The following is a 23,531-nucleotide window of genomic DNA, read 5'->3' on the forward strand; positions in this document are numbered from 1 at the left end:
TGAGCGCGCGCCGGTAAACGCTGGCGCCATGACCGAGCTTCCCAAAACCTTCGACCCCGCCGAGATCGAGCGCCGCTGGTACGCGCATTGGGAGGAGAACGATCTCTTCCATCCCGACCGCCCCGGCGCGGAGCCGTGGACGATCGTCAACCCGCCGCCCAACGTGACGGGCTCGCTGCACATCGGCCACGCGCTCGACAACACGCTGCAGGATATCCTTGCGCGGCACGCCCGGCTGAAGGGCAAGGATGCGCTGTGGGTGGTCGGCACCGATCACGCCGGCATCGCCACGCAGATGGTGGTCGAGCGCCAGATGGCGCTCAAGCAGCAGAAGCGCACCGATTTCTCGCGCGAACAATTCGTCGAGAAGGTCTGGGAGTGGAAGGCGGAAAGCGGCGGCGAGATCACGTCGCAACTCCGCCGCCTCGGCTGTTCGATGGACTGGAAGAACGAACGCTTCACGATGGACAAGGGTTTTTCGAAGGCCGTCCTCAAGGTGTTCGTCGATCTCTACAACCAGGGGCTCCTGTATCGCGACAAGCGCCTCGTGAACTGGGATCCCGGCCTTGGCACCGCGATCAGCGACCTCGAGGTCGAGACGCGCGAGATCAAGGGCAGCTTCTGGCACCTGCGCTATCCGCTTGAGGACGGTAGCGGGTACATCCACGTCGCGACGACGCGACCGGAGACGATGCTCGCCGACATGGCGGTGGCGGTGAACCCGCAGGACGAGCGCTACACCGCGCTGGTGGGGAAGAACGTGCGCCTGCCGATCACCGGGCGGCTCATTCCCATCGTTGCCGACGAACATGCCGATCCGAGCCTTGGCTCGGGCGCGGTGAAGATCACGCCGGGGCATGATTTCAACGACTTCGAGGTCGGCAAGCGCGCCGGCATGAAGGCGGGCGAGATGCTCAACATGCTCGACGCCAAGGCGAACGTGACGCAAACGAGCGATGGGCTGATCCCGGCGGAACTGCTCGGGCTGTCGACGGCGGATGCGCGGAAAAGCGTGGTCGCGCGGCTGAAGGACGAGGGCTTCCTTGTGCCGCACGTCGACAAGGAGGGTGCCGAGCACGACGCCGAACCGCGCACGATCCAGACGCCCTACGGCGACCGCTCGGGCGTGGTGATCGAGCCGTGGCTGACCGACCAATGGTATGTCGACGCCGCGACGCTGGCGAAGCCCGCGATCGAGGCGGTGCGATCCGGCGCGGTGAAGGTCGTGCCCGCGAGCTGGGAAAAGACCTATTTCAACTGGATGGAGAACATCCAGCCGTGGTGCGTGAGCCGGCAATTGTGGTGGGGGCACCGGATTCCGGCGTGGTTCGGCGACGACGGCAAGGTCTATGTCGCGCTGACCGCCGAGGAAGCGCAGGCGCAGGCGGGGCCCTCGGTCAAGCTGGAGCAGGATCCCGACGTCCTCGACACCTGGTTCTCCTCCGCGCTGTGGCCGTTCGCGACGATGGGCTGGCCCGATGAGGCGAATCCGACGCTCCACGGCCGCTACCCCAACGACGTGCTGATCTCCGGCTTCGATATCCTGTTCTTCTGGGACGCCCGCATGATGATGCAGGGCATCCACTTCATGAAGGACGTGCCGTTCCGCACGCTCTACCTGCACGGCCTCGTCCGCGCCGCGGATGGCGCGAAGATGTCGAAGTCGAAGGGCAATGTCGTCAACCCGCTCGGCCTGATCGACCAGTACGGGGCCGACGCGCTGCGCTTCTTCATGGCGGCGATGGAGAGCCAGGGCCGCGACATCAAGATGGATGAGAAGCGCGTCGAGGGCTATCGCAACTTCGCGACCAAGCTGTGGAACGCCGCGCGCTTCTGCCAGTCGAACGGCATCGGCGCGAGCAAGACGCTCGACGCGCCGGAGGCGACGCTCGCCGTCAACAAATGGATCATCGCCGAGACGATCCAGACGGTGCAGGCGGTCGACCTCGCGCTCGCCGACTATCGTTTCGACGGCGCGGCGAACGCGATCTACCAGTTCGCCTGGAGCCGCTTCTGCGACTGGTATCTCGAACTCATCAAGCCCGTCCTGAGCAAGGTGGAAGGGCCTGTCCTATCCTCAAACCCCTCCCCTTCAGGGGAGGGGCAGGGGGTGGGGGAAGCCTCGCAGAGCGGAACGTCCGCGGCACTGCCCGGCCCCGAGGCCGACGAGACGCGCGCCGTTGCGGGCTGGGTGCTCGACCAGATCCTCGTGCTGCTCCATCCGTTCATGCCCTTCGTCACCGAAGAACTGTGGTCGAAGCTGGGCGCGCGCGATTACGAGCTCATCGTCGCGAAATGGCCGATGGCCGATGCGCGATCGATGGATGCCGAGGCGAGCAGGGAGATCGACTGGCTGATCCGGCTGGTGAGCGAGGTGCGCGCGGCGCGCAACGAACTCGGCGTCACGCCGGGCACGCGCATGGCCTTCCACGTCCGCGATGCCGATGACGCCACGACGGCACGGATCGATCGCCAGCGCGGCGCGATCGCGCGGCTCGCCCGTATCGATCTCGCCGATGGCCCCGCGCCCGCGACCGGCGCGGTGCAGGTCGTGATCGACGAGGCGACCTATGTCCTCCCGCTCGAAGGCGTGATCGATCTCGACGCCGAGCGCGCACGCCTCACCAAGGGGATCGCGGCGGCGGAGAAGGAGCGCGATGCGCTCGCGGGCCGCCTCGGCAACGCGAGCTTCGTCGAGCGCGCCAAGCCCGAGGCGGTCGAGAAGGCGCGTGCCGACCACGCCGAGAAAGCGGCCGAGGCGGAGCGGCTGGCGGCGGCGCTGGCGCGGCTGGGGTGACGCTGTCCTACAGGTCGCGTGTCTGTCACAGTCGGCAAGTCGCCCACCGTGTCGAGTCGCAGGATTGGATCAAAAACGGAAACGATCGAAGCTTACATTTTCGATTCAGGTGTCAATCTGACAAGCGAGGTCTAACTTTCAGGCGGCACGCAAGCGCTAGCCGAATCCATTGAGCCTGCGTACCAACGCCGCAATCGAACAGGAGACCATCGTGGCCATGCCACCGCAGAGCCGCGATCTCACCACCGGACCCATCGGCCGCACGCTGCTGCTGTTCGCGCTGCCCACGCTGGCGTCGAACATCCTCCAGACGCTCAACGGATCGGTCAATGCGATCTGGGTCGGGCGCTTCCTGGGCGAAAGCGCACTGGCGGCGACGTCCAACGCCACGATCATCATGTTCCTGACGTTCAGTGCGGTGTTCGGCTTCGGCATGGCGGCGACGATCCTGATCGGCCAGTCGATGGGCCGGCACGACATCGATGCCGCCCGGCGCGCGTTCGGTTCGGCAATCGGCCTGGTGGTCGGCATCGGCATCCTCATCGCCGCGCTTGGCTGGGTGTTTGCGCCGCAGATCCTGCATGTGCTGGCGACGCCGGGGCAGGCGCAGGAGATGGCGCTCGTCTATCTGCGCGTGATCTTCATCGGGCTGCCCTTCACGATGGTCGGCGCGCTCATCCAGATGGGGCTGCGCGGCGTCGGCGACGCCATCACGCCGATGTGGTTCATGGTGCTGAGCGTGGTGATCGACGCGGGGCTCAACCCGCTGCTGATCGCCGGGATCGGGCCGTTCCCGCAGATGGGCATCGCCGGGTCCGCGACCGCCACGCTGATCGCGGCGGTGGTCTCTGCGTTCGGGCTGGTCATCTACATCTATGCCCGCGATCTGCCGATCCGGCTGCGCGGCGCGGAGCTTGCCTATCTCGCGCCCGATCCGGCGCTGGTGCGCATCATCGTCGCCAAGGGCGTGCCGATGGCGGCGCAGATGCTGGTGATGTCGATATCGGGGCTGACCATGATCGGCCTGGTCAACCGGCTCGGCGTCGACACCGCCGCCGCTTATGCCGTCTCGCAGCAATTGTGGAACTACATCCAGATGCCGGCGATGGCGATCGGCGCGGCGTGCAGCAGCATGGCGGCGCAGAATATCGGCGCGGGCCGGTGGGACCGGGTCAATCGCATCACGCGGTCGGGCATCGTCTACAACAGCATCATCACCTTGGTGGTCATCGCCGCGATCATCCTGTTCGACCGGCCGGTGATGGCGCTGTTCATCGGCGGCGAGAGCCCGGCGATTCCGATCGCGCGGCATATTCAGTTGCTCGCGAGCTGGACGTTCCTGTTGTTCGGCGCGACGATGGTGCTGTTCGCGACGGTGCGCGCCAATGGTGCGACGGTGGTGCCGCTGGTGATCCTGCTGATCGCGCTGATACCGGTTCGGCTCGGTATCGCCCTGTTCGGCCTGCCGCTGTTCGGCGGCGATGCGCTGTGGCTGGCGTTCCCGCTCAGCTCGATCGTCTCGCTCGCGCTCGCGGTCTGGTATTTCCTGCGCGGCAACTGGCGCGACATGCGCATGGCCGTGCCACCCGCCACGCACCCGAGCACGGGCGAGGAAAGCGCGCACGCCACCTCCGAACCCGCCGGGCGGTTGCACCCGACGGGTTGAGGGTTCAAAGGCGCGGCCATGAGCCACTATCCCGCCCTCCGCCTTCGCCGCACCCGCGCCAGCGCGTGGAGCCGCCGCCTCCACGCCGAGACCGTGCTGACCCCCGCCGACCTGATCTGGCCGCTGTTCGTGAGCGAAGGGGAGGGCGTCGAGGAGCCGATCGCAAGCCTGCCGGGCGTCTCGCGCTGGTCGGTCGACAATATCGTGGCGCGGGGCAAGGAGGCGCGCGACGCAGGTATCCCGTGCATCGCTTTGTTCCCCAATACGCCGGCGGGCCTGCGCAGCGAGGATGGCCGCGAGGCGCTCAACCCCGACAATCTGATGTGCCGCGCCACCCGCGCGCTGAAGGATGCGGTGCCCGAGGTCGGCGTGCTGACCGACGTCGCGCTCGATCCCTACACGGCGCACGGCCACGACGGGCTGCTCGACGAGGCCGGTTACGTCCTCAACGACAAGACGGCCGACATGCTGGTGCAGCAGGCGCTCAACCAGGCGGCGGCTGGGGCGGACGTCATCGCACCCTCCGACATGATGGACGGCCGCATCGGCCTGATCCGCGACGCGCTGGAGGCGGAGAACCGCATCAACGTCCAGATCATGTCCTATGCGGCCAAATATGCGAGCGGCTTCTACGGCCCGTTCCGCGACGCCGTGGGCTCGCGCGGGCTGCTGAAGGGCGACAAGAAGACCTACCAGATGGATTCGGCCAATGCCGAGGAAGCGATCCGTGAGGTCGCGCTCGATCTCGCGGAGGGTGCCGACAGCGTGATGGTCAAGCCGGGCCTGCCCTATCTCGACATCATCGTGCGGGTGAAGAGCGAGTTCGGCGTGCCGGTATTCGCCTATCAGGTGTCGGGCGAATATGCGATGATCGAGGCCGCCGTCGCCGCCGGTGCGGCCGAGCGCGACGCGGTCGTGCTGGAGACGCTGATGGCGTTCAAGCGCGCGGGCTGTTCGGGGGTACTCACCTATCACGCGCTCCACGCGGCGCGCCTGCTGGGCGCATGATCGCGACGGAGCGGCTGTTGTTGCGCGTGCCCGAGCCGCGCGACCGGGCGGCGCTGCACGCGATGTGGGCCGATCCGCTGGTGATGGCCGATCTCGGGCCGATCAAGGACGAAGCCGCCAGCGACGCCACGATCGCCAAGCATGACGGCTATCGCCACGAGGGGCTCGGCTTCCGGGTGGTGGAGCGGCGCAGCGACGGCGCGATGATCGGCTTCTGCGGGCTGAAGCGCGGCGAGAGCCACCTGGCCATTCACGGCGAGCTTGAGGCCGGTTGGACCGTCGCCTCGCCCTTCTGGGGGCAAGGCTATGCCTATGAGGCGATGGCGGCGATGCTCGATTGGGGCTGGGCCAACACCGCCGATGCGCGGATTGTTGCGATCACTTCGGCGCGCAACGTCAAGAGTCAGCGGCTGATGGAGAAGCTCGGCATGGCGCGCCTCCCCGACGGCGATTACGAGAGCGCGAGCTATCCGCCCGGCGATCCGCTGCGCGCGTCGGTAACGTTTGCGATTTCCCGGCCGTGATCGATACCGAGCGCCTGATCCTGCGCGGTTGGCGCGAGGCCGATGTCGCACCGTTCCACGCGATGGGCAACGATCCCGAGGTGATGCGCTATCTCGGCGAACCGCTGAGCCTTGCCGACGCCGAGGCCGCCGCCGCGCGCCAGAACGACTTTATCGCCAGCCACGGCTATTGCTTCTGGGCGGTCGAGCGGCGCTCGGACGGTGCGTTCCTCGGCTTTTGCGGCTTGAAACCGGGGCCGGAGGGCACGCCGATCGTCGGGCAGATCGAGGTCGGCTGGCGGCTGGCGCGCGCGGCCTGGGGGCAGGGCTATGCGCGCGAGGCGGCGCAGGCGAGCCTCGACTGGGCCTGGGCAAATCTCGACGCGGCGGAAGTCGCGGCGATCACCGTGATCGGCAACGACCGGAGCTGGGGGCTGATGGAGCGGCTCGGCATGCGCCGCGTGCCGTCAGAGGATTTCGAGCATCCCGTCCTGCCTGTGGGGCACGCATTGCGCCCGCACATCACGTATCGAATCGCAAGGCCCGTTCAGGAACCCGGCAACATCGCCTGAATCGCCGCGATTCGCGCGCTCTGTCCGTCCAGCAGCGCCTCTCCACGGGTCTTGAGCGCATCGACCGAAGGGTAGGGCGGTTTGCCCTCTGCGGCGCGGTTGAGCGCGACCTGTTCAATATCGGTGACGGTGGCGGAGGTCGTCGCGCGGTAGGTGTCGAGCTCGGCCAGCGCGGTCTGCGCGGCGATCCAGCGCTCGCTCCCCACGGCGTCGCCGCGCGCACCCTTGGCGGCGGCTTCCGCCCGGTCGGCGGCAGGGGCGAAGGCAGCCTGCGTATCGTCGAGCATCTTGGCCTGACCGGTCAGCGCGCGGTCCAGCGCAGGATCGGGATCGGCGATGGCGATCGGCGTTTCCGGTTCGGCATCGCCGCGCTTCTCGATCTCGCGTGGCAACAGCGAAGGATAGCGGCCCGGCCCGCCTTCGACACAGCCGGCGGCGGTAAGGGCGAGGCAGGCGAGGGGGAGGAGGCGCTTCATGCCGGCCGCTGTATGCGCAGCGGATAAATCGCGCAACGCACTTGCATCCCCCGGAAGAGGCCGCTAACAGCGCCGCTCCAATGCACCCATAGCTCAGCTGGATAGAGCATCAGACTACGAATCTGAGGGTCGGGCGTTCGAATCGCTCTGGGTGCACCATTTTCCTGCTCGTCGGTTTTCCGGCACGCGCAGTTGATCCTTATCAGCATGAATGGCGGGAACATTGCCCCCGCGCGCCGCGTCTTGTGGCTCATGCAAACTCCCGCAACTCCGATGTTCTCCTGGCAGCATGGCAGCCAGGAAGCGCTTCAGACACTCCTTCAGGATTATGTCGCCGACGCCGACTTCCCCTGCGTCGGTGCGAAGGCGGCGCTGGCGCGCGGCACCCTGCAGGTGCTGGCCTGCGACCGGATCGACAGCGCGTGGGACGATCTGCGCATTCACGACGGCCTGCTCGCCTTCGCCGCCGAGTATCGCAAGGATCCGCAGCTCTTCCGCAGCTTCGCGGTCGTGTTCGAAGGCCCCGACGATCTCGACGAGACGGCGTTCGAGACGGCGCTGTGGGAGCGCGCGCAGTCGCTCTCCGACAAGGATGTGTGGCGCGGGCAGGGTTACGATTCTTCCGTCAGCGCCGACCCGGACAGCCCGCATTTCTCGCTGAGCTTCGGCGGTGAGGCGTTCTTCATCGTCGGCCTCCACCCGCAGGCAAGCCGCCCCGCGCGCCGCTTCGCGCGGCCGGCGATGGTGTTCAACCTGCACGATCAGTTCACGATGCTGCGCGCGCAGAACAAATACGAGGGCATGCGCGAGAAGATCATGGTCCGCGACGAAGCGCTGGCAGGCACGCGCAACCCGATGCTAGCGCGCCACGGCGAGGCGAGCGAGGCGCGGCAATATTCCGGCCGCGCGGTCGATGGCGAATGGCGCTGCCCGTTCCAATATTCGGGCACAGATTCGGGTGGGGCGGCGTGAGCGAGACCGTCACGATTCCCGAACGCAGCGGTGCCGCCTTCACGCTTTCCTCGGGCCAGACGCTCACCGTCATCGATCCGAAGGGCATGCAGGTCGCCGATCTGCTGGCCTTCAACGCGCGCGACGTGGACGAGGTGATCTCTTCCGGCCGCACGCTCGATTATGCCGAGACGATTCGGTTGACGACCGGGCACAGCCTCTATTCGAACCGCAGCAATATCCTGCTCGAGATCATCGAGGACAGCGTCGGCCTGCACGATTTCCTGCTGACGCCGTGCAGCCGGGAGACGTTCGTGCATTTCTATCCCGATCTGCCGCAGCATCGCGGCTGCTTCGGCAATCTCGCTGCCGCGCTGGAGCCCTACGGCGTCCTGCCGGATCGCATCCCTGTCGCGTTCAACTGCTTCATGAACGTGCCGGTCGATGGCGAGACGGGCAAGCTCAGCGTCGAGCCGCCGGTCAGCAAGGCGGGCGACAGGATCGTGTTCCGCGCGGCGATGGACCTCGTCATCGGCCTCACCGCCTGCTCCGCGCCCGCCTCGAACGGCGGCAGCTTCAAGCCGATCGCGTACCGGATCGACTAGCCTTTATTGTTCTCGACCGAATCCAGTATCCGCGCGCCCGCCATGAACACCGCGATCGGGCAGACGGCGAACAGCATCCAGCCGCCGACGCTGCCGTGATACTGCTCGACATAATGGATACCGCGCTCGACCGCGCCGAGCCCGAGGCCGTAGATGACGAGAAATGCCTCGAATTTGTTCTTGATTACGAACAGCCGGGAGAATTTGCGCCACATGCGCGTGTATACGCAAGGCCCGGGCCAACGGCGGACTTCCGCGTTTCCGCCTTAACGAACATGGTTACGTGTAAGTTAATTCGACAAGATCGAGCGTCTCGAGCAGCGCCGCCCGCGCGCTCTCGATCCGGGCGATGAGGGCGGGGTCGCCGATCGCGTCGTGCGCGATTTCCTCGGGCCAGTGCGCTTCGACCACGGCGGCGATCCGGTCGAGCTTTTCGGCATCGACCAGAAAGCGCGGGTCGATCGTCGCGGGGTCGGCGACGACGCGCAGACGCAGGCACGCCGGGCCGCCGCCGTTCGCCATCGATTGCCGCACATCGACGATGCCGACGCGGCGGATCGGGCCGTTGCCCGCGATCAGCCCCTTCATATAGGCGCGGACGGAGGGGTTGGCGCGCGCCTCTTCGGGTGCGATCAGCGTCATGACGCCATCGGGCGGTGAAACGAGCTGGGCGTTGAAGAGATAGGAGGAGATCGCATCGGCAAGGCTCACCTCCGCTTCGGGCACCTCGACGATCTCGACCTGCGGCAGCAGCGCGCGCAGTGCTGCATAAAAGCCCTCGCGGTCTGCGAAGGCCTTCTCGTGCGCGAACAGCACGCGCTCGTTGGCAACCGCGACCACGTCGTTGTGGAATGCCCCTGCCGCAATCGCTTCCTCGGATTGTTGCACGAACAAAGTCCGCGCAGGATCGAGGCCGTGCGCGCGGGCGACCGCCGCGCTCGCCTCGCGGTGCTGGCGGGCGGGAAAGGGGCCGCCGCTGACGCCGTAGACGAATATCTCGACGCCGGATGCGCCGTGGCCGTCGCACAGCCGCATGTGATTGGCGGCGCCCTCATCGCCGAACGGCGCGGGCACTGCCTCATGCACGATGAACGCGGGGTCGGCGAAGGCGAGTCGCAGTTGCGCGAGCGTGCCGGGCCATTCGTGGCTGCGGTGCGGCATCGTCACGAGGTTGGCGGGGGAGAGGTGGCAACGCCCGTCCGCCGTATCGGGCGCGGGCGAGACCGTCGCCGCATTCGCCGCCCACATCGCCGATGCCGACAGCGCCTGCGCCTGCAAATGCGGTGCCGCGCTCATATAGTCGGTCGCCAGCCGCGCCAGCCAAACATGATCGGGGCGCGCGAGCGGCATCAACACCCCCTGCGTCAGCCCGAGCGCAAGGTTGGCGCGCATCTTCGCGATCCCCTCCAGCGCGGCCTTGCGCGGGAAAGCCGTCGCGCCGGCGTTGCGCGTCGCCGCGAGATTGCCGGGCGAAAGCCCCGCAAAATTGTGGCTCGGCCCGATCAGCCCGTCGAAATTGATCTCGGTCAGCATCACGTGCGCGCCACGTGGCTGATGTCCGCGCCTTCCGCGATGCCGAGCGCGGCGGCGCAGGTGCGGTCGATCACCACGCCGTCGCCGACCGGCCGGAGCCGCCCATAGGCGCAACGGAACGCGGCGAGGCTGCCGCTCGCGATCAGCGCCGGCTCGCCGCCGTCGTCGTCGATGGCGATGACGCGCGCGGGCCGTGCCTCGGCGATGGTCCGGACCTTGTCGGTGAAGGCGGTCATCGTCGGGCCGCCGTCGAAGATGTCGATATATTTGTCGAAGGCGAAGCCCTCGGTCTCCAGCATCCGCATCGCCGCGCGCCCGGAGGGGTGGGGCAGGCCGATGGCATGGCGCGCCGCCTCCGGCAGCATCGCGGTGTAGATCGGGTGCTTGGGGAACAGATCGGCGATGAACTGGTGGCCGTGGATGGCGTTGAATTGGTCTGCATCCTGGAAATTCATCCCGAAGAAGCGCCCCGCGAGGCCATCCCAGAACGGCGACCCGCCCGCCTCGTCGATCACCCCGCGCAATTCGGCGAGGATGCGGTCGGCAAAGCGCGCGCGGTGCTGGGCGATGAACAGATAGCGGCTGCGCGCAAGCAGCATCCCGAGCCCACCGGCGCGCTCGCGCGGGTGGAGGAACAGCCCGCCGACCTCGCTCGCGCCCTCGAGGTCGGTGGTCAGGCTCAACTGGTCGGCGCGGAAGGTGCGGCCGAGTTCCTTGCTGTGCTGCGTCAGCGTGCCGATGCGGTAGCTGTAGAAGGGGTAATGCTGGCCGACATGGGTGAAGATCTGGCATGTGCCGCGCACCTGTCCGGTGTCGACATTCTCCAGCACCAGCACGAACAGTTCGTCGCCCGCGCCGCCATCTGCGCTGGCGAAGCACGCGCGGCTGCGGTCGAGCTTCGCGCGCAGCGAGCGTTTGTCGGGGGGCAGATTGGTGAAGCCGCCACCGGTCAGCTTCGCCATTTCGTAGAGGTGCGGCAGATCCTCGTCGCGTGCGGCACGGATGCGGAAGCTCACAGGTGACCTTTCTCGGCGATGCGCAGGATGGTGAGCGCGGACAAGGCCGCGCGTTCGGGCAGGCTTTCGACGATCAGAAACTCGTCGGGCGAGTGGATCGCCCCGCCGCGCGCGCCCATCGTATCGACCACGGGCACGCCCGCCGCGGCGATATTGTTGCCGTCGCACACGCCGCCGGTGTCGCGCCAGCCGATGTCGAGGCCGAGGTCGGCGCCGGCCTGTTTGACGACGCCGAACAGCTTCGCGGCGCCGGGGTCGATCGGTTTGGGCGGGCGGTTGAAGCCGCCGTGAACGCTGATCGCGACGTCGTGCGCTTTTGCCACCCAGGCTACGGTCGCATCGATATGTGCCTGCGCCCGCGCGATTTCGTCGTGATCCTTGGGGCGGAAGTTGACGCGCAGAACAGCGAGATCGGGCACCATGTTGTTGGGTCCGCCACCTTCGATCCGTGCCGGGTTGACCGACAGTCGCGGCGATCGCGCCTCGGCCAGACGTAGTGCGACTTCAGCGGCGGCGAGGATGGCGTTGCGGCCGTCATCGGGGTTGCGGCCGGCATGCGCGCTGCGGCCGCGCACGACGATCGAGAAATTGCCCGTGCCACCGCGTGCGCCCGCCAGCGTGCCGTCGGGAAGCGCGGGTTCGTAGGTGAGCGCCGCCGCCTTGCCGCGCGCCGCCGCCATCAGCAGGCCGGAGGAGGAGAAGGAGCCCGTCTCTTCGTCCGAATCGATCACGACCTCATACCCGATCCGGGGCGCGAGCGGGCTCGCCTCGAGGGCGTCGAGCGCCGCCAGCATCAGCGACAGCCCGCCCTTCATGTCGGCGACGCCCGGCCCGTTGAGCGCGCCGTCCGCCTGCCATCGCATCGTCTGGAACGGGTGATCCGCGCCGTAGACCGTGTCCATGTGGCCGGTCAGCAGAATCTGCACCGGCGCCTCGGGCCGAACTTTCAGGTGCAGATGCCTGCCGTGATCGAGCGCCGCGACGCTGCCGTCGCTCAGCACCGTCTCGACCGGAGCGGGCGCGACCAGCGCGAGATTGCCGGGGAGCGTGGAGAATGCATCGGCCAGTTCGCCCGCCACGCGCGCGAGCCCGGCGAGGTTGCGCGTGCCCGAATTGATCGCCGCCCAGCGCTCCACCTGCGCCAGCATCGGCGCGGCCTGCGCCCGTTCGATGACATCGCGTTCGATGGGGGAGAGTGCGCTCATCGGGGGATGCTAGTGGATCGCGACGGGGGCGTCACCCCAACCCCGTTCTCCCGCTTTCGCGGGAGAACGGCGGGTGGCTAAAAATTATAGACCAGCGCCGCCGTGCTCGACGTGTCGGTATTGCGCCGCCCGATCGGCGGCATGCTCTCGTACTGCACGGCGTAGGAGAGCTGGCCCGACAGCGGCCCGAACAATTTGGCGTTGAGCGCGGTCGTGCTGCTCACCGTACTGTTGATTTTCTGCAGATAGGCGGAGGCCACCTGCGTCAGCGAGATGGCGTGCGAGAGTTTCCAGTCCATGTTCATCGATCCGCGCGCGGCGATGCTGTTCTCCTGCGTCGCATCGGTGAAGGAGGTGCGGCGATAGGCCGGGCCCAACTCCATGTCGAGCTTCAGGTTGGGATCGCGAATCACGCCGTAACCCGCTCCGACAGAACCGGAATATCGGTCGTAATAGCCGAGGAAACGGTCGCTCTCGAACTGGGCCGCGCCGTAGAGATACCCGCGCGGCGAGAATTTAAAATTGGGCTCGTACGCCGCCAGGAAATGCTCGCGGCTGATGACGCCCGAGCTCTGCTTGTAATCGACCGCGAGGTTGACCTTGTGCTTCCAGCGCAGCGTCTCGCGCGTCAGCTCGACCGCGCCGCTGACGCCCATGTCGTTGGTGTTGCCGGTGGTGAGATAGCCGCCGAGCTGCGCCTTGCCCTTCCAGTTGTCGAGCGGCCCCGCGTTGGCGAGATCGATCTGCCGCCGCGCCTCGCGCGAATCGCGCCATTGATCTACCACCGCCTTGATCGATCGCGCCGCCTCGGGCGCAGCGGTGGTCGCATATTTGGCGACGATCGCCACCTCGCTCTCGTTGCCGTTAGCCACCGCCGCGTCGAGCATCGCGCGCACCGGCACGGGAATCGGCGTCAGCGGTTCCGGGATCGCCAGCGCAGGCTTCTTTTCCGCAGCCGCAATCAGCAGCGGTGCCGCGAGCAGGATCAGGCAAAAACGCATGGCCGCTCCATAGCATAGGCGGCGACTCGGCGAAATCACGGCATATCGCCCGATCGCTTCGCCTTGCCGCAGGTCAGAGGTGGTCGGCGAACGCCGCGAGCACATCCTCGTAGAGCTTCTTCTTGAACGGCACGATCATCGACGGCAGCGCGGCGGGCTCGATCCAGCGCCAGACGATGAACTCCTGATGATCGGTATGGATGTCCACGTCGCTGTCCTCGCCGTGGAAGCGGAACAGGAACCAGATCTGCCGCTGGCCGCGCCACTTGCCCTTCCACACCTTGCCGACCAGTTCGGGCGGCAGATCGTAGAACAGCTCCTCCGGCGATATCGCGACCAGCGATACATGCTCGCGCGCGATCCCGGTTTCCTCGAACAGCTCGCGATAGGCGGCCTCTTCCGCATCCTCGCCGGGGTCGATCCCGCCCTGCGGCATCTGCCACGCCTCCACCTCGCTATCGACGCGTTGGCCGACGAAGACCTTGCCATCTTTGTTGAGGATCATGATGCCCGCGCAGGGGCGATAGGGGAGCGTGGCGGGATCGGTCATGCATGCCTACCTAAGCGGCGTGATCCATATCGTCCATCATCCCGCCTATGTCTCGAGCGCGCATGCCGCGAGTCCGTCGCAACTGAGCAAGAACGGGCTGATCCGCGATTTCCTGCGTGCCGAGGCGGGCACGGAGTGGCACGAACCCGACGCCATGCCGCGCGCATGGATCGAGGCAGTCCACGACCCGGACTATGTCGCCGAAGTGCTGGGCGCTTGTGTGCCGCCGGACAAGGAGCGCCGCATCGGCTTCCCGGTGACGCCCGCCGTCGCCGAACGATCGCGCCGTGTGGTCGGCGGCACGTATCTCGCCGCGCGCATCGCGCTGGAACGCGGCTATGCCGCCAATACGGCAGGCGGCAGCCACCACGCCCGCGCCGAGACGGGATCGGGCTATTGCGTGCTCAACGACCTCGCCGTCGCGGCCGTACGGCTGGTCGAGGAGGGGACTGTCGCGCGCGTCCTGATCGTCGATGTCGACGTGCATCAGGGTGACGGTACGGCGTCACTCACCACCGGGCATCCCGGCATCGCGACCTACTCGATCCACGCCGAGAAGAATTTCCCCGCGCGCAAGGCCCGCTCCACGCTCGACGTGCCGCTGGCGGATGGGGTGGGGGACGCCGACTATCTCGCCACGCTGGAGGCGACGCTCGCGCCGCTGCTCGACAGCGTGCGGCCCGATCTGATCCTCTACCAGGCCGGCGTCGATCCGTTCGGCGGCGACCGGCTCGGCCGCCTCGCGTTGAGCGAGGAGGGCCTCATCGCGCGCGAGCGTCTCGTCGCGCGCCTCGCGATCGCGCGGGGCATCCCGCTCGCGAGCACTGTCGGTGGCGGCTACGGCGACGACACCGCCGCCATCGCGCGCCGCCATGTCACGGCGATGCTGACGCTCGGCCGCGCCTTCGCCGAGGAAGCGCCGCTGAAAGAACCTGTTGCGCCCGCCTAGGATCAAACTAGCTTGGTGGGTCAGCGGCCCAGGCATAAGGGTCGTGCCACAAAATGATCATAGGAAGAGACTGATGGCGACTGCCGTTCACGAAGTGACGCCAGAGGAGGCATCCGCCAACCCGCCCGCAGAATCGATCGTCGTGCGCTTCGCCGGCGATTCCGGCGACGGCATGCAGTTGACGGGCGGGCAATTCACGCTCTCGACAGCGCTCGCCGGCAACGATCTCGCGACCTTCCCCGATTTCCCCGCCGAGATACGCGCGCCGCAGGGCACCTTGTTCGGCGTCTCCGCCTTCCAGATCAATTTCGGGTCGACCGCGATCGAGACCGCCGGCGACGCGCCCGACGTGCTGGTGGCGATGAACCCCGCCGCGCTGAAAACCAACGTCGGCGCGCTGAAACCCGGCGGCCTCATCATCGCCGACGAGGGCGAGTTTGGGCAGCGCAATCTCGACAAGGCGAAATACGCCTCCAACCCGCTCACCGACGGGTCGCTCGGCAAGTGGCAGCTGCTGTCGTTCAACATCTCGCAGCTTACCCTCGACGCCGTGAAGCCCTTCGGCCTCGGCAACAAGGAGGCGCTGCGCTGCAAGAATATGTGGACGCTCGGCCTGGCGCTGTGGATGTTCGACCGTGATCGCCAGCCGCTGATCGACTGGCTCAACAGCAAGTTCGCCAAGAACCCGACGCTGGCGGAGGCCAACGTCGCCGCGCTCAACGCCGGCCATGCTTACGGCGAGACGGCCGAGCTCTCCGGGCCGATGCACCGCCATCACGTGCCCGCAGCGCCCGTCGAGCCGGGCCTGTACCGCACCGTAACCGGCGCCGAATCGATCAGCTTCGGCCTCGTCGCCGGCGCGCAGCTTGCCGGCGTGCCGATGTTCTTCGGCGGATATCCGATCACCCCGGCATCGGCGATCCTGCATCACCTGAGCCGCCTCAAGGAATATGGCATCACCACCTTCCAGGCCGAGGACGAGATCGCGGCGATCGCCTCCGCCATCGGCGCGTCCTATGCGGGACAGCTCGGTGTCACCTCGTCGTCGGGGCCCGGCATTGCGCTGAAGGGCGAGGCGATGGGCCTCGCGATCATGACCGAGCTGCCGCTTGTCATCGTCAATTCGCAGCGCGGCGGCCCCTCGACCGGACTTCCCACCAAGACTGAACAATCGGACCTATATCAAGCGGTTTACGGCCGAAACGGCGACGCACCGCTGCCCGTAATCGCCGCGCGCAGCCCCGCCGATGCGTTCGATTGCGCGATCGAGGCGGTGCGCATCGCCGTCCAGTACATGACGCCCGTCATGCTGCTGACCGACGGCTATATCGCTAACGCCGCCGAGCCGTGGCTGGTGCCAGACATGAACGACTACGCGCCGTTCCCGGTCGAGTATCTGGAGAATGTGCCGGAGGGCGGCTTCCTGCCCTATGCCCGCGACGAAAAGCTCAAGCGTCCGTGGGTCAAGCCCGGCACGCCCGGCCTGCTCCACCGCATCGGCGGCATCGAGAAGGCGGTCGGCACCGGCAACATCGAATATGGCCCCGCCAACCACCAGGAAATGACCGACATCCGGCGCGACAAGGTGGCGAACATCGCGGTGCCCGAGCAGGAAGTCGCGCTCGGCAACGCCTCGGGCAAGCTCGTGGTCGTCGGCTGGGGATCGACCTTCGGACCGATCCACCAGGCGGTGCGCCGCGCGCGGGCGCGCGGTCAGGACGTTTCGCACGTTCATATCCGCCACATCTGGCCGATGCCGGCGAATCTGGGTGTCCTACTCAAGGGGTATGAGCATATCATCGTGCCCGAGATGAATACCGGCCAGCTCAAGACCGTGCTGCGCGACCAGTTCCTTGTCGATGCAAAGCCGCTCAACAAGGTGTCGGGTCAGCCTTTCATGATCGCCGAGATCGAGGCGGCGATCGAGAAGGGGTTGGCCGCCTAGCCATTCCATTCATCGCATTTTCGACCCCGATTTGCGTTACTTTCGTTACCTTTGGAAGCCATCCGATGAACGACATGACACCCCCCAATATTCCTGGGGCCAAGACCCTCCCCAAGGATTGGGAGACCGATCAGGAGGTGCGCTGGTGCCCCGGGTGCGGCGACTATGCTATCCTCAAGGCAGTGCAGCGCACCATGCCGGAGATCGGAGGACGTCCCGAGAACACGGTGTTCGTGTCGGGAATCGGCTGCTCGTCGCGCTTCCCCTATTACATGGAGACCTACGGCTTCCACACCATCCACGGCCGCGCGCCGGCAGTGGCGACGGGGGTGAAGCTCGCCAATCCCGATCTCGACGTATGGATCATCACCGGCGACGGCGACGGCCTGTCGATCGGCGGCAATCACACGATGCACCTCATCCGCCGCAATCTCGATTGCCAGGTGTTGCTGTTCAACAACGAGATCTACGGCCTGACCAAGGGGCAATATTCGCCCACGTCGCGCGTCGGCACGCGCTCGCCGTCGACACCGTTCGGCTCGGTCGATCGCCCCGCCAACCCTTGCGCCTTCGCGCTGGGGGCGGGCGGCCGCTTCATCGCGCGCGGCATCGACGTCCACAAGAATTTGCCGACTGTCCTCAAGGCGGCGCACGCGCACAAGGGCACCGGCTTCGTCGAGATCTTCCAGAACTGCATCGTCTACAATGACGACGTGTTCGCGCCCTTCACCGAGAAGAAGAACGCAGGCGCGGCGCAGATGTGGGTCGAACACGGCAAGCCGTTGCTGTTCGAGGGCGGGTCCAAGGGCCTCGCTCTCGATCACGAGCGTCTCGTCCTGAAGGTTGTGGATGTGGCCGAGGGCGACTGGCAGGCGGCGGGCGTCATCGTCCACGACCAGACCAACCGCGGCCTCGCGCACATGCTGGTCGAGATGCCCTTCGGCGCCTTCCCGATGGCGCTCGGCGTGATCTTCGACGATCCCGCACCCACCTTCGAAAGCGCCGTAGTCACCCAGAATGCCGAGGCCGCGCAGGGCAAGAAGCCCGATCTCCAGAAGCTGCTTTCCTCGGGCCAGACCTGGCAGGTCGAAAAGGAACCGCGGGTCGAATGATTTTCGTCTCGTTCCTCGCCGCTCAGACGCTTGTCGCGCCACCAGGGCCGCCTATGCCCCCGCGTGCGGATACGGCTTTGTTTGAGCAGGATCGTTTGCGTTATGCGGATGATTTGCGCCGTGCCTGTCTGTCGGAAAAGGGTATCGAGATTGCGATAGCGGCTTGGACGGAATTGCGGCGAGATGGGCCACTTCGCGTCAATGCGCAGCAAGCCAACGAACAGGAACTTGGCGCGGCCGCCTACTCTGCAACGATTGATCCCGACCGAATTGAACACTCATTGGAAGTCAAGCGGCGGTTGAATGACGCGTTCTTAGCGGCGAGCGATGCAAGCAGCGTCTCGGTTTTGCGGAAATTGTCGCCGGCCGATCGCCGGATTTTTGCCCGTCGCCTCACGATTCTTCAATCTTCAACACGCCCACAGCAATGCGCGACTGCGGGAGCGGTACGATAAGCGCGAACTCGAAGGCGCTTAAAGCGTTGGCTTGGGATGGCTGATCCAACCATTCTCTGGTTCCGCCGCGACCTGCGGCTTTCCGATCAGGCGGCGCTGATCGCGGCGGCGGGCGAGGGGTCGGTCGTGCCGGTCTATATCCTCGATGACGAGACGCCGAAGCACCGTGCGATGGGTGCCGCGTCGCGCTGGTGGTTGCACCACAGCCTTAAGGCACTTGACGCGAGCCTGCGCGAGAAGGGCTCCCGCTTGATCCTGCGACGCGGCAAATCCGACGAACAACTTTCTGATATCGCGAAGGAATGCGGCGCGGAGCGCGTCCACGCCCTCCGCCATTACGAACCGTGGTGGCGCAACGCCGAGCGCGCCGTCGCCAAGCGGATCGATCTCGTCCTGCACGACGGCAATTACCTCGCGCCGCCGGGCTCGATCACGACGGGCACGGGCGGGCAATACAAGATCTACACCCCCTTCTGGCGCGCTCTGAACGGCCACATGCCGCCGCCCGATCCGCACCGCGCGCCCGCGAAGATCGACCCGCCCGCCAGATGGCCGAAGAGCGATACGCTCAACGACTGGGACCTGCTGCCGACCAAGCCCAACTGGGCCAAAGGCTTCGACCCCTGGACCCCCGGCGAAGAAGGCGCACACAAGCAACTCTCCCGCTTCAAGCGCCACGCCGACGACTATGCCGAAACGCGCAACCTGCCCTCGGAGGACGGCAGTTCACGCCTGTCGCCGCACCTCCATTTCGGCGAAGTCTCGCCCGCGCAGGTCTGGCATGCGGTGGCGGAGGAGGGCGGCTCGGTCGGCACCTTCCTCGGCGAGCTCGGCTGGCGCGACTATGCCCAGAATATCATCCTGCAATACCCTGATTACGCATCGAAAAATGCGCGCGATGCGTTCGACGAAATGCCCTGGCGCAGCAGCAAGGTCGATCTGCGCGCGTGGCAGCAGGGCCGCACCGGCTATCCGATCGTCGACGCTGGCATGCGGCAGCTCTGGGCGACCGGATGGATGCACAACCGCGTCCGCATGATCGCGGCGTCATTCCTCATCAAGCATCTGCTGATCGACTGGCGCGAGGGCGAGCGCTGGTTCTGGGACTGTCTGGTCGATGCGGACTACGGCAACAACGCGGTCAACTGGCAATGGACCGCCGGAACCGGGGTGGATTCGAACATGTTCGTTCGCATCATGGCACCGCTCACGCAATCGCCGAAATTTGATGCGGCCGGATACATCCGCCAGTGGGTGCCCGAGCTTGCGAAGCTGGACGACGCGGCAATCCACGATCCGGAAGACGCCGGATGCCGCCCGCGCGACTATCCGGCCAAGATCATCGGCCACCGCGCGGCGCGCGAGCGTGCGCTCGCCGCCTATCGGCATACGAAATGAACGCTTGGCGCGGCATGAGTCGCGGGGGCATGGACTGACGCCATGAACGCCTCCGTGCCCAATGCGAAGCGCCCCCGCAGAGGCCGTCCGCGCCGCCGCGCGGGGCGGAACATGGTCGATGGCCTGCTCGGGCGCTTCGGCTTCTTGTTCCAGCAAGTGCTGGACCGGATCGATGCAGGCCTCGCGTCCGGCTCGATCGAGGTGACGCTGCCCGACGGCACGACTCGGCTGCTCGGCGCGCGTGCGGAAGGGCCGGCGGCGATCGTCGAGATCGTCAGCTGGCGCTCGATCCTGCGGCTGGCGACGCGCGGGTCGGTCGGCTGGTATATCGCCTGGTCGCGCGGCGAGTGGACGAGCCCCGATCCGGTCCCGCTGTTCGAGCTGTTCGTGCGCAATCGCACGACCCTGGGCCCGACCGGCCGCGCGGCGGGCCTCACGCGGCTGCTCCAGCGCATCGGGCATTGGCTGCATCACAACAGCCGGCGCGGGGCGCAGCGCAATATCGAGTTCCACTACGATCTCGGCAATGATTTCTACAGCTTATGGCTCGATCCTTCGATGAGCTATTCGAGCGCGCTGTTCGCCGAGCCGATCGACGCGAATCAGAGCATGGAAAGCGCGCAGGCCGCCAAGCTCGCTGCGATTCTCGATCGCACCGCGACCGCGCCGGGCGACACGATCCTCGAGATCGGCTGCGGTTGGGGTTCGTTCGTGGAGGTCGCGGCGCGCGCGGGCCGGCCGGTCCACGCCATTACGCTGTCGTCGGAACAGAAGCAGGCGGTCGAGGCGCGCGCTGGGCGAGAAGGGCTGTCGGGCGTGACGGTCGCGCTCACCGATTATCGCGAGGTCTCCGGCACTTACGATGCGGTCGCCAGCATCGAGATGGTGGAGGCTGTCGGGCAGGAATATTGGCCCGCCTATCTCGCCGCCATTGCGCAGGCGCTGAAGCCGGGCGGGCACGCGGCGATCCAGTATATCGCGATGGATGACGCCATCTTCCCCGCCTATGCCCGCAACGTCGACTTTATCCAGCGCTATGTCTTTCCGGGCGGGATGCTGCTGTCGGAGGGCCGCTTCCGCGCGATTGCCGAGGCGCAGGGCCTCGAATGGCGCGACCGGCGCGGCTTCGGGCTCCATTATGCCGAAACGCTGCGACGCTGGCGTATCGCCTTCGAGGACGCCGTCGACGCGGGCCGCCTGCCACCAAGATTCGGGCAGGATTTCGTGGGGTTATGGCGCTATTATCTGATGTACTGCGAAGGCGGTTTCCGCGGCGGCGGCATCGACGTCGCGCAGGTGACGTTGGTGAAAGCCTAGCGCTCGACTCGCTCGAAATGCCCGGTCGCGAAGTCCTCAATTACCAACGCCGCGATCCGGTCCCCGACAACGCTCGCGGGCTTCACCGACGCGGGATCCTCGCCGGGATAGGCGCGCTCGCGCATCGCGGTGCGCGTCGCGCCGGGATCGACGATCGCGGTGCGCAGCGTGCTGATCTGTTCCATCTCGTCGCCATAGGCAGCGATCAGCGTCTCGAACGCCGCCTTCGATCCGCCGTAGAGCCCCCAATAGGCACGCGGTTTCCGCGCGACGCTGGATGTCACGCCGATCACCCGCGCGCGCTTCGACTTGCGGAGCATCGGGTCGAACGCCGTTATCAGCGCGACCTGCGCGCTGACGTTGAGCGTCAGCACCTTCGCGAGTTCCTTGGGATCGGTCGACGGAACCGACCCGAGTGATCCCAGCATTCCTGCGTTCAGCACCATGATGTCGAGCGCCGGCCAGCGTTCGGAGATCGCAATGGACAGGCGCGCGATGCTGTCGGTCTCGGTCAGGTCGAGCGGGGCGATCGTCGCCGATCCGCCTGCGGTGAAGATTGCATCCTCGACCTCCTCAAGCGCCTTGCCGGTGCGCGCCGTCAGCACGACATGCGCGCCCGCCGCGCCGAGCGCCAGCGCGGTCGCCGCGCCGATACCGCGGCTTGCGCCGGTAACGAGTGCGATCTGGTTGGCGAGGGGCTTGTCGGTCACGTCGAATCACTCCGTTCGCCCTGAGCTTGTCGGCCCGAAGGGGGGCGAAGCCCAACGGCTGCACTTCTTTGCGCGGTTAGAAGAAAGGACAGTGCTTCGACAAGCTCAGCACGAACGGTCGGGAAATTAGATCACCCGTTCCGCCAGCAGCGCGAACTGGTCGACGGAGACGGCTTCGTCCTGGTCGGTCAGCATTGTCGGATAATCGCCCGTGAAGCAGGCGTCGCAGTGGCTGGGGCGGATATCGGCGCGGCACGGCTCGCCCAGCGCCTTGTAGAGCCCGTCGATCGAGACGAAGGCGAGGCTGTCGGCCTGGATATACGCCGCCATTTCCGCGATGTTCTTGCTGTGCGCGAGCAGCTTGGCGCGTTCGGGCGTGTCGACGCCGTAGAAGCAGCTGTGCCGCGTCGGCGGGCTGGCGATGCGCATGTGGACCTCCGCCGCGCCGGCGTCACGCATCATCTGCACGATCTTGAGGCTCGTCGTGCCGCGCACGATCGAATCGTCGATCAGGATGATGCGCTTGCCCTTCACCAGCGCGCGGTTGGCATTGTGCTTCAGCTTCACGCCGAGGTGGCGGACTTCGCTCGACGGCTGGATGAAGGTGCGGCCGACATAATGCGAGCGGATGATGCCGAGCTCGAACGGGATGCCCGATTCCTGCGCGTAGCCGATCGCCGCGGGCGTGCCCGAATCGGGGACGGGGATGACGAGATCGGCCTCCACCGGCGCCTCGATCGCGAGCTGCGCGCCGATTGCCTTGCGGACCGTGTAGACGCTGCGGTCCGACGAAATCGAATCCGGCCGCGAGAAATAGACGTATTCGAAGATGCACGGCCGCGGCGAGACGGGCGCGAACGGGCGGTGCGAGCTGATCTCGCCGCCCTTCACGATCACCAGTTCGCCGGGATCGATATCGCGCTCGTAGGTCGCACCGACCACGTCGAGCGCCACCGTCTCCGACGCGAAGATATAGGCGCCGTTCACGCGGCCCATCACCAGCGGACGGATGCCGAGCGGATCGCGGCAGGCGATCATGCCTTCCGGGGTCATCACGATCAGCGAATAGGCGCCCTCGACCTGCTTCAGCGCGTCGATAAAGCGATCGACGGTCGTGCGGTAGCTGGAGGTCGCGACGAGGTGGATGATCGTTTCGGTATCGCTGGTCGACTGGAAGATCGATCCGCGCCGCACGAGGTCGCGCCGCAACCGCATCGCATTCGAGATGTTGCCGTTGTGCGCGATCGCGAACCCGCCCGAGGCGAGATCGGCGTAGAGCGGCTGGACGTTCCTGAGCGCGGTCTCGCCGGTGGTCGAATAACGGACATGGCCGCACGCCACGGTGCCGCGCAGTGGCATCATCGTCTCGGCCTTGTCGAAATTGCCGGCGACATGGCCCATCGCGCGGTGGGTGTGGAACTCCACCCCGTCGAAGCTGGTGATGCCGGCCGCTTCCTGGCCGCGGTGTTGCAGCGCGTGGAGGCCGAGCGCGACCAGCGCGGCCGCATCGGGCGCACCGGCGACGCCGAAAATGCCGCACTCTTCGCGCAGCGTATCCCCATCCAGGTCTTGGCCGTGGGCGGGTTCGAACGGGTTTGTCGTGAGCATGACGCCCTTCGCTTTGGAGAGGAGAGCTTTCGCGGCCGGCATATAAGCGGCCCGGCCGGGTTTGTCGCGCTTTTGTCACACGCCGCGTGCGGTTTTTACGCGCATGCCCGCCATGCGTGGCTTTGCGGCATCAATCGCAGTGCGTATGAGGCGG

Annotated in this window: 22 protein-coding genes and 1 tRNA gene; 14 read left to right on the top strand and 9 right to left on the bottom strand. The window is 66.7% G+C overall.

Annotated features, from left to right (window positions below):
- The first annotated feature begins 28 nt into the window (after window positions 1-28).
- The 5 genes from Q5H94_RS11645 (at window position 29) to Q5H94_RS11665 (ending at window position 6,546) form a co-directional block, all read left to right on the top strand.
- Complete coding sequence (locus tag Q5H94_RS11645) at window positions 29-2,797, top strand: valine--tRNA ligase (protein WP_304561442.1); 2,769 nt, start codon at window positions 29-31, stop codon at window positions 2,795-2,797.
- A 217-nt stretch (window positions 2,798-3,014) separates the two neighbouring features.
- Window positions 3,015-4,463: an MATE family efflux transporter gene (locus tag Q5H94_RS11650; protein WP_304561523.1), complete on the top strand. Its 1,449-nt coding sequence runs from the start codon at window positions 3,015-3,017 to the stop codon at window positions 4,461-4,463.
- An 18-nt stretch (window positions 4,464-4,481) separates the two neighbouring features.
- Window positions 4,482-5,471 (top strand): porphobilinogen synthase, encoded by a 990-nt coding sequence (gene hemB, locus Q5H94_RS11655; protein ID WP_304561443.1) that lies wholly within the window; start codon window positions 4,482-4,484, stop codon window positions 5,469-5,471.
- Window positions 5,468-5,995, top strand: coding sequence for a GNAT family N-acetyltransferase (locus tag Q5H94_RS11660; RefSeq protein ID WP_304561444.1), 528 nt, complete (start codon window positions 5,468-5,470; stop codon window positions 5,993-5,995). Before hemB ends, Q5H94_RS11660 begins: the two co-directional genes overlap by 4 nt.
- Window positions 5,992-6,546: a GNAT family N-acetyltransferase gene (locus tag Q5H94_RS11665; protein WP_304561445.1), complete on the top strand. Its 555-nt coding sequence runs from the start codon at window positions 5,992-5,994 to the stop codon at window positions 6,544-6,546. The genes Q5H94_RS11660 and Q5H94_RS11665 overlap by 4 nt, the downstream gene beginning before the upstream one ends.
- Here the strand turns inward: Q5H94_RS11665 and Q5H94_RS11670 are convergent.
- Window positions 6,522-7,022, bottom strand: a complete 501-nt coding sequence (locus Q5H94_RS11670) for a hypothetical protein (RefSeq protein WP_304561446.1) — start codon at window positions 7,020-7,022, stop codon at window positions 6,522-6,524. The genes Q5H94_RS11665 and Q5H94_RS11670 overlap by 25 nt on opposite strands.
- Before the next feature lie 82 nt (window positions 7,023-7,104).
- Between Q5H94_RS11670 and Q5H94_RS11675 the strand changes: the two genes are divergently transcribed.
- From Q5H94_RS11675 to Q5H94_RS11685, 3 genes are all read left to right on the top strand, one after another.
- Window positions 7,105-7,181, top strand: a tRNA-Arg gene (locus Q5H94_RS11675).
- A gap of 93 nt (window positions 7,182-7,274) precedes the next feature.
- Window positions 7,275-7,994 (top strand): guanitoxin biosynthesis heme-dependent pre-guanitoxin N-hydroxylase GntA, encoded by a 720-nt coding sequence (gene gntA / locus Q5H94_RS11680; RefSeq protein WP_431312163.1) that lies wholly within the window; start codon window positions 7,275-7,277, stop codon window positions 7,992-7,994.
- Window positions 7,991-8,578: an urea carboxylase-associated family protein gene (locus Q5H94_RS11685; RefSeq protein ID WP_304561448.1), complete on the top strand. Its 588-nt coding sequence runs from the start codon at window positions 7,991-7,993 to the stop codon at window positions 8,576-8,578. Before gntA ends, Q5H94_RS11685 begins: the two co-directional genes overlap by 4 nt.
- On the opposite strand, the gene Q5H94_RS11690 is transcribed toward Q5H94_RS11685, so the two are convergent.
- From Q5H94_RS11690 to Q5H94_RS11715, 6 genes are all read right to left on the bottom strand, one after another.
- A complete protein-coding gene (locus tag Q5H94_RS11690) occupies window positions 8,575-8,793 on the bottom strand; it encodes a hypothetical protein (protein WP_304561449.1) in 219 nt (72 codons plus the stop codon). The genes Q5H94_RS11685 and Q5H94_RS11690 overlap by 4 nt on opposite strands.
- Before the next feature lie 64 nt (window positions 8,794-8,857).
- Window positions 8,858-10,111 (bottom strand): N-succinylarginine dihydrolase, encoded by a 1,254-nt coding sequence (locus Q5H94_RS11695; protein ID WP_304561450.1) that lies wholly within the window; start codon window positions 10,109-10,111, stop codon window positions 8,858-8,860.
- Window positions 10,111-11,127: an arginine N-succinyltransferase gene (locus Q5H94_RS11700; RefSeq protein ID WP_304561451.1), complete on the bottom strand. Its 1,017-nt coding sequence runs from the start codon at window positions 11,125-11,127 to the stop codon at window positions 10,111-10,113. Before Q5H94_RS11700 ends, Q5H94_RS11695 begins: the two co-directional genes overlap by 1 nt.
- Window positions 11,124-12,332, bottom strand: a complete 1,209-nt coding sequence (locus tag Q5H94_RS11705) for a hydrolase (RefSeq protein ID WP_304561452.1) — start codon at window positions 12,330-12,332, stop codon at window positions 11,124-11,126. The genes Q5H94_RS11700 and Q5H94_RS11705 overlap by 4 nt, the downstream gene beginning before the upstream one ends.
- Before the next feature lie 77 nt (window positions 12,333-12,409).
- A complete protein-coding gene (locus tag Q5H94_RS11710) occupies window positions 12,410-13,333 on the bottom strand; it encodes a DUF481 domain-containing protein (protein WP_304561453.1) in 924 nt (307 codons plus the stop codon).
- Window positions 13,334-13,406: 73 nt separating this feature from the next.
- Window positions 13,407-13,883 carry an RNA pyrophosphohydrolase gene (locus Q5H94_RS11715; protein ID WP_304561454.1) on the bottom strand — a complete coding sequence of 159 codons (477 nt, stop codon included), beginning with the start codon at window positions 13,881-13,883 and terminating at the stop codon, window positions 13,407-13,409.
- Window positions 13,884-13,902: 19 nt separating this feature from the next.
- Between Q5H94_RS11715 and Q5H94_RS11720 the strand changes: the two genes are divergently transcribed.
- The 6 genes from Q5H94_RS11720 to Q5H94_RS11745 all read left to right on the top strand — a co-directional run bounded on the left by Q5H94_RS11720 (window position 13,903) and on the right by Q5H94_RS11745 (window position 21,059).
- Entirely contained in the window at window positions 13,903-14,832 is a 930-nt protein-coding gene (locus tag Q5H94_RS11720) for a histone deacetylase family protein (RefSeq protein WP_304561524.1), read from the top strand.
- 73 nt (window positions 14,833-14,905) lie between these two features.
- Window positions 14,906-16,777 (top strand): 2-oxoacid:acceptor oxidoreductase subunit alpha, encoded by a 1,872-nt coding sequence (locus Q5H94_RS11725; RefSeq protein WP_304561455.1) that lies wholly within the window; start codon window positions 14,906-14,908, stop codon window positions 16,775-16,777.
- A 65-nt stretch (window positions 16,778-16,842) separates the two neighbouring features.
- Complete coding sequence (locus Q5H94_RS11730) at window positions 16,843-17,889, top strand: 2-oxoacid:ferredoxin oxidoreductase subunit beta (protein WP_304561456.1); 1,047 nt, start codon at window positions 16,843-16,845, stop codon at window positions 17,887-17,889.
- Window positions 17,886-18,344, top strand: a complete 459-nt coding sequence (locus Q5H94_RS11735) for a hypothetical protein (protein WP_304561457.1) — start codon at window positions 17,886-17,888, stop codon at window positions 18,342-18,344. The genes Q5H94_RS11730 and Q5H94_RS11735 overlap by 4 nt, the downstream gene beginning before the upstream one ends.
- A 36-nt stretch (window positions 18,345-18,380) precedes the next feature.
- Window positions 18,381-19,742 carry a cryptochrome/photolyase family protein gene (locus tag Q5H94_RS11740; RefSeq protein WP_304561458.1) on the top strand — a complete coding sequence of 454 codons (1,362 nt, stop codon included), beginning with the start codon at window positions 18,381-18,383 and terminating at the stop codon, window positions 19,740-19,742.
- A gap of 111 nt (window positions 19,743-19,853) precedes the next feature.
- On the top strand, window positions 19,854-21,059 hold the full coding sequence (locus tag Q5H94_RS11745) for an SAM-dependent methyltransferase (RefSeq protein ID WP_304561525.1): 1,206 nt from the start codon (window positions 19,854-19,856) through the stop codon (window positions 21,057-21,059).
- On the opposite strand, the gene Q5H94_RS11750 is transcribed toward Q5H94_RS11745, so the two are convergent.
- Window positions 21,056-21,769, bottom strand: a complete 714-nt coding sequence (locus Q5H94_RS11750) for an SDR family NAD(P)-dependent oxidoreductase (protein WP_304561459.1) — start codon at window positions 21,767-21,769, stop codon at window positions 21,056-21,058. The genes Q5H94_RS11745 and Q5H94_RS11750 overlap by 4 nt on opposite strands.
- Before the next feature lie 126 nt (window positions 21,770-21,895).
- Window positions 21,896-23,377 (bottom strand): amidophosphoribosyltransferase, encoded by a 1,482-nt coding sequence (purF, locus tag Q5H94_RS11755; RefSeq protein WP_304561460.1) that lies wholly within the window; start codon window positions 23,375-23,377, stop codon window positions 21,896-21,898.
- Window positions 23,378-23,531: the final 154 nt, after the last annotated feature.

Source organism: Sphingomonas immobilis, from assembly GCF_030580995.1.
GTDB lineage: Bacteria > Pseudomonadota > Alphaproteobacteria > Sphingomonadales > Sphingomonadaceae > Sphingomonas > Sphingomonas immobilis.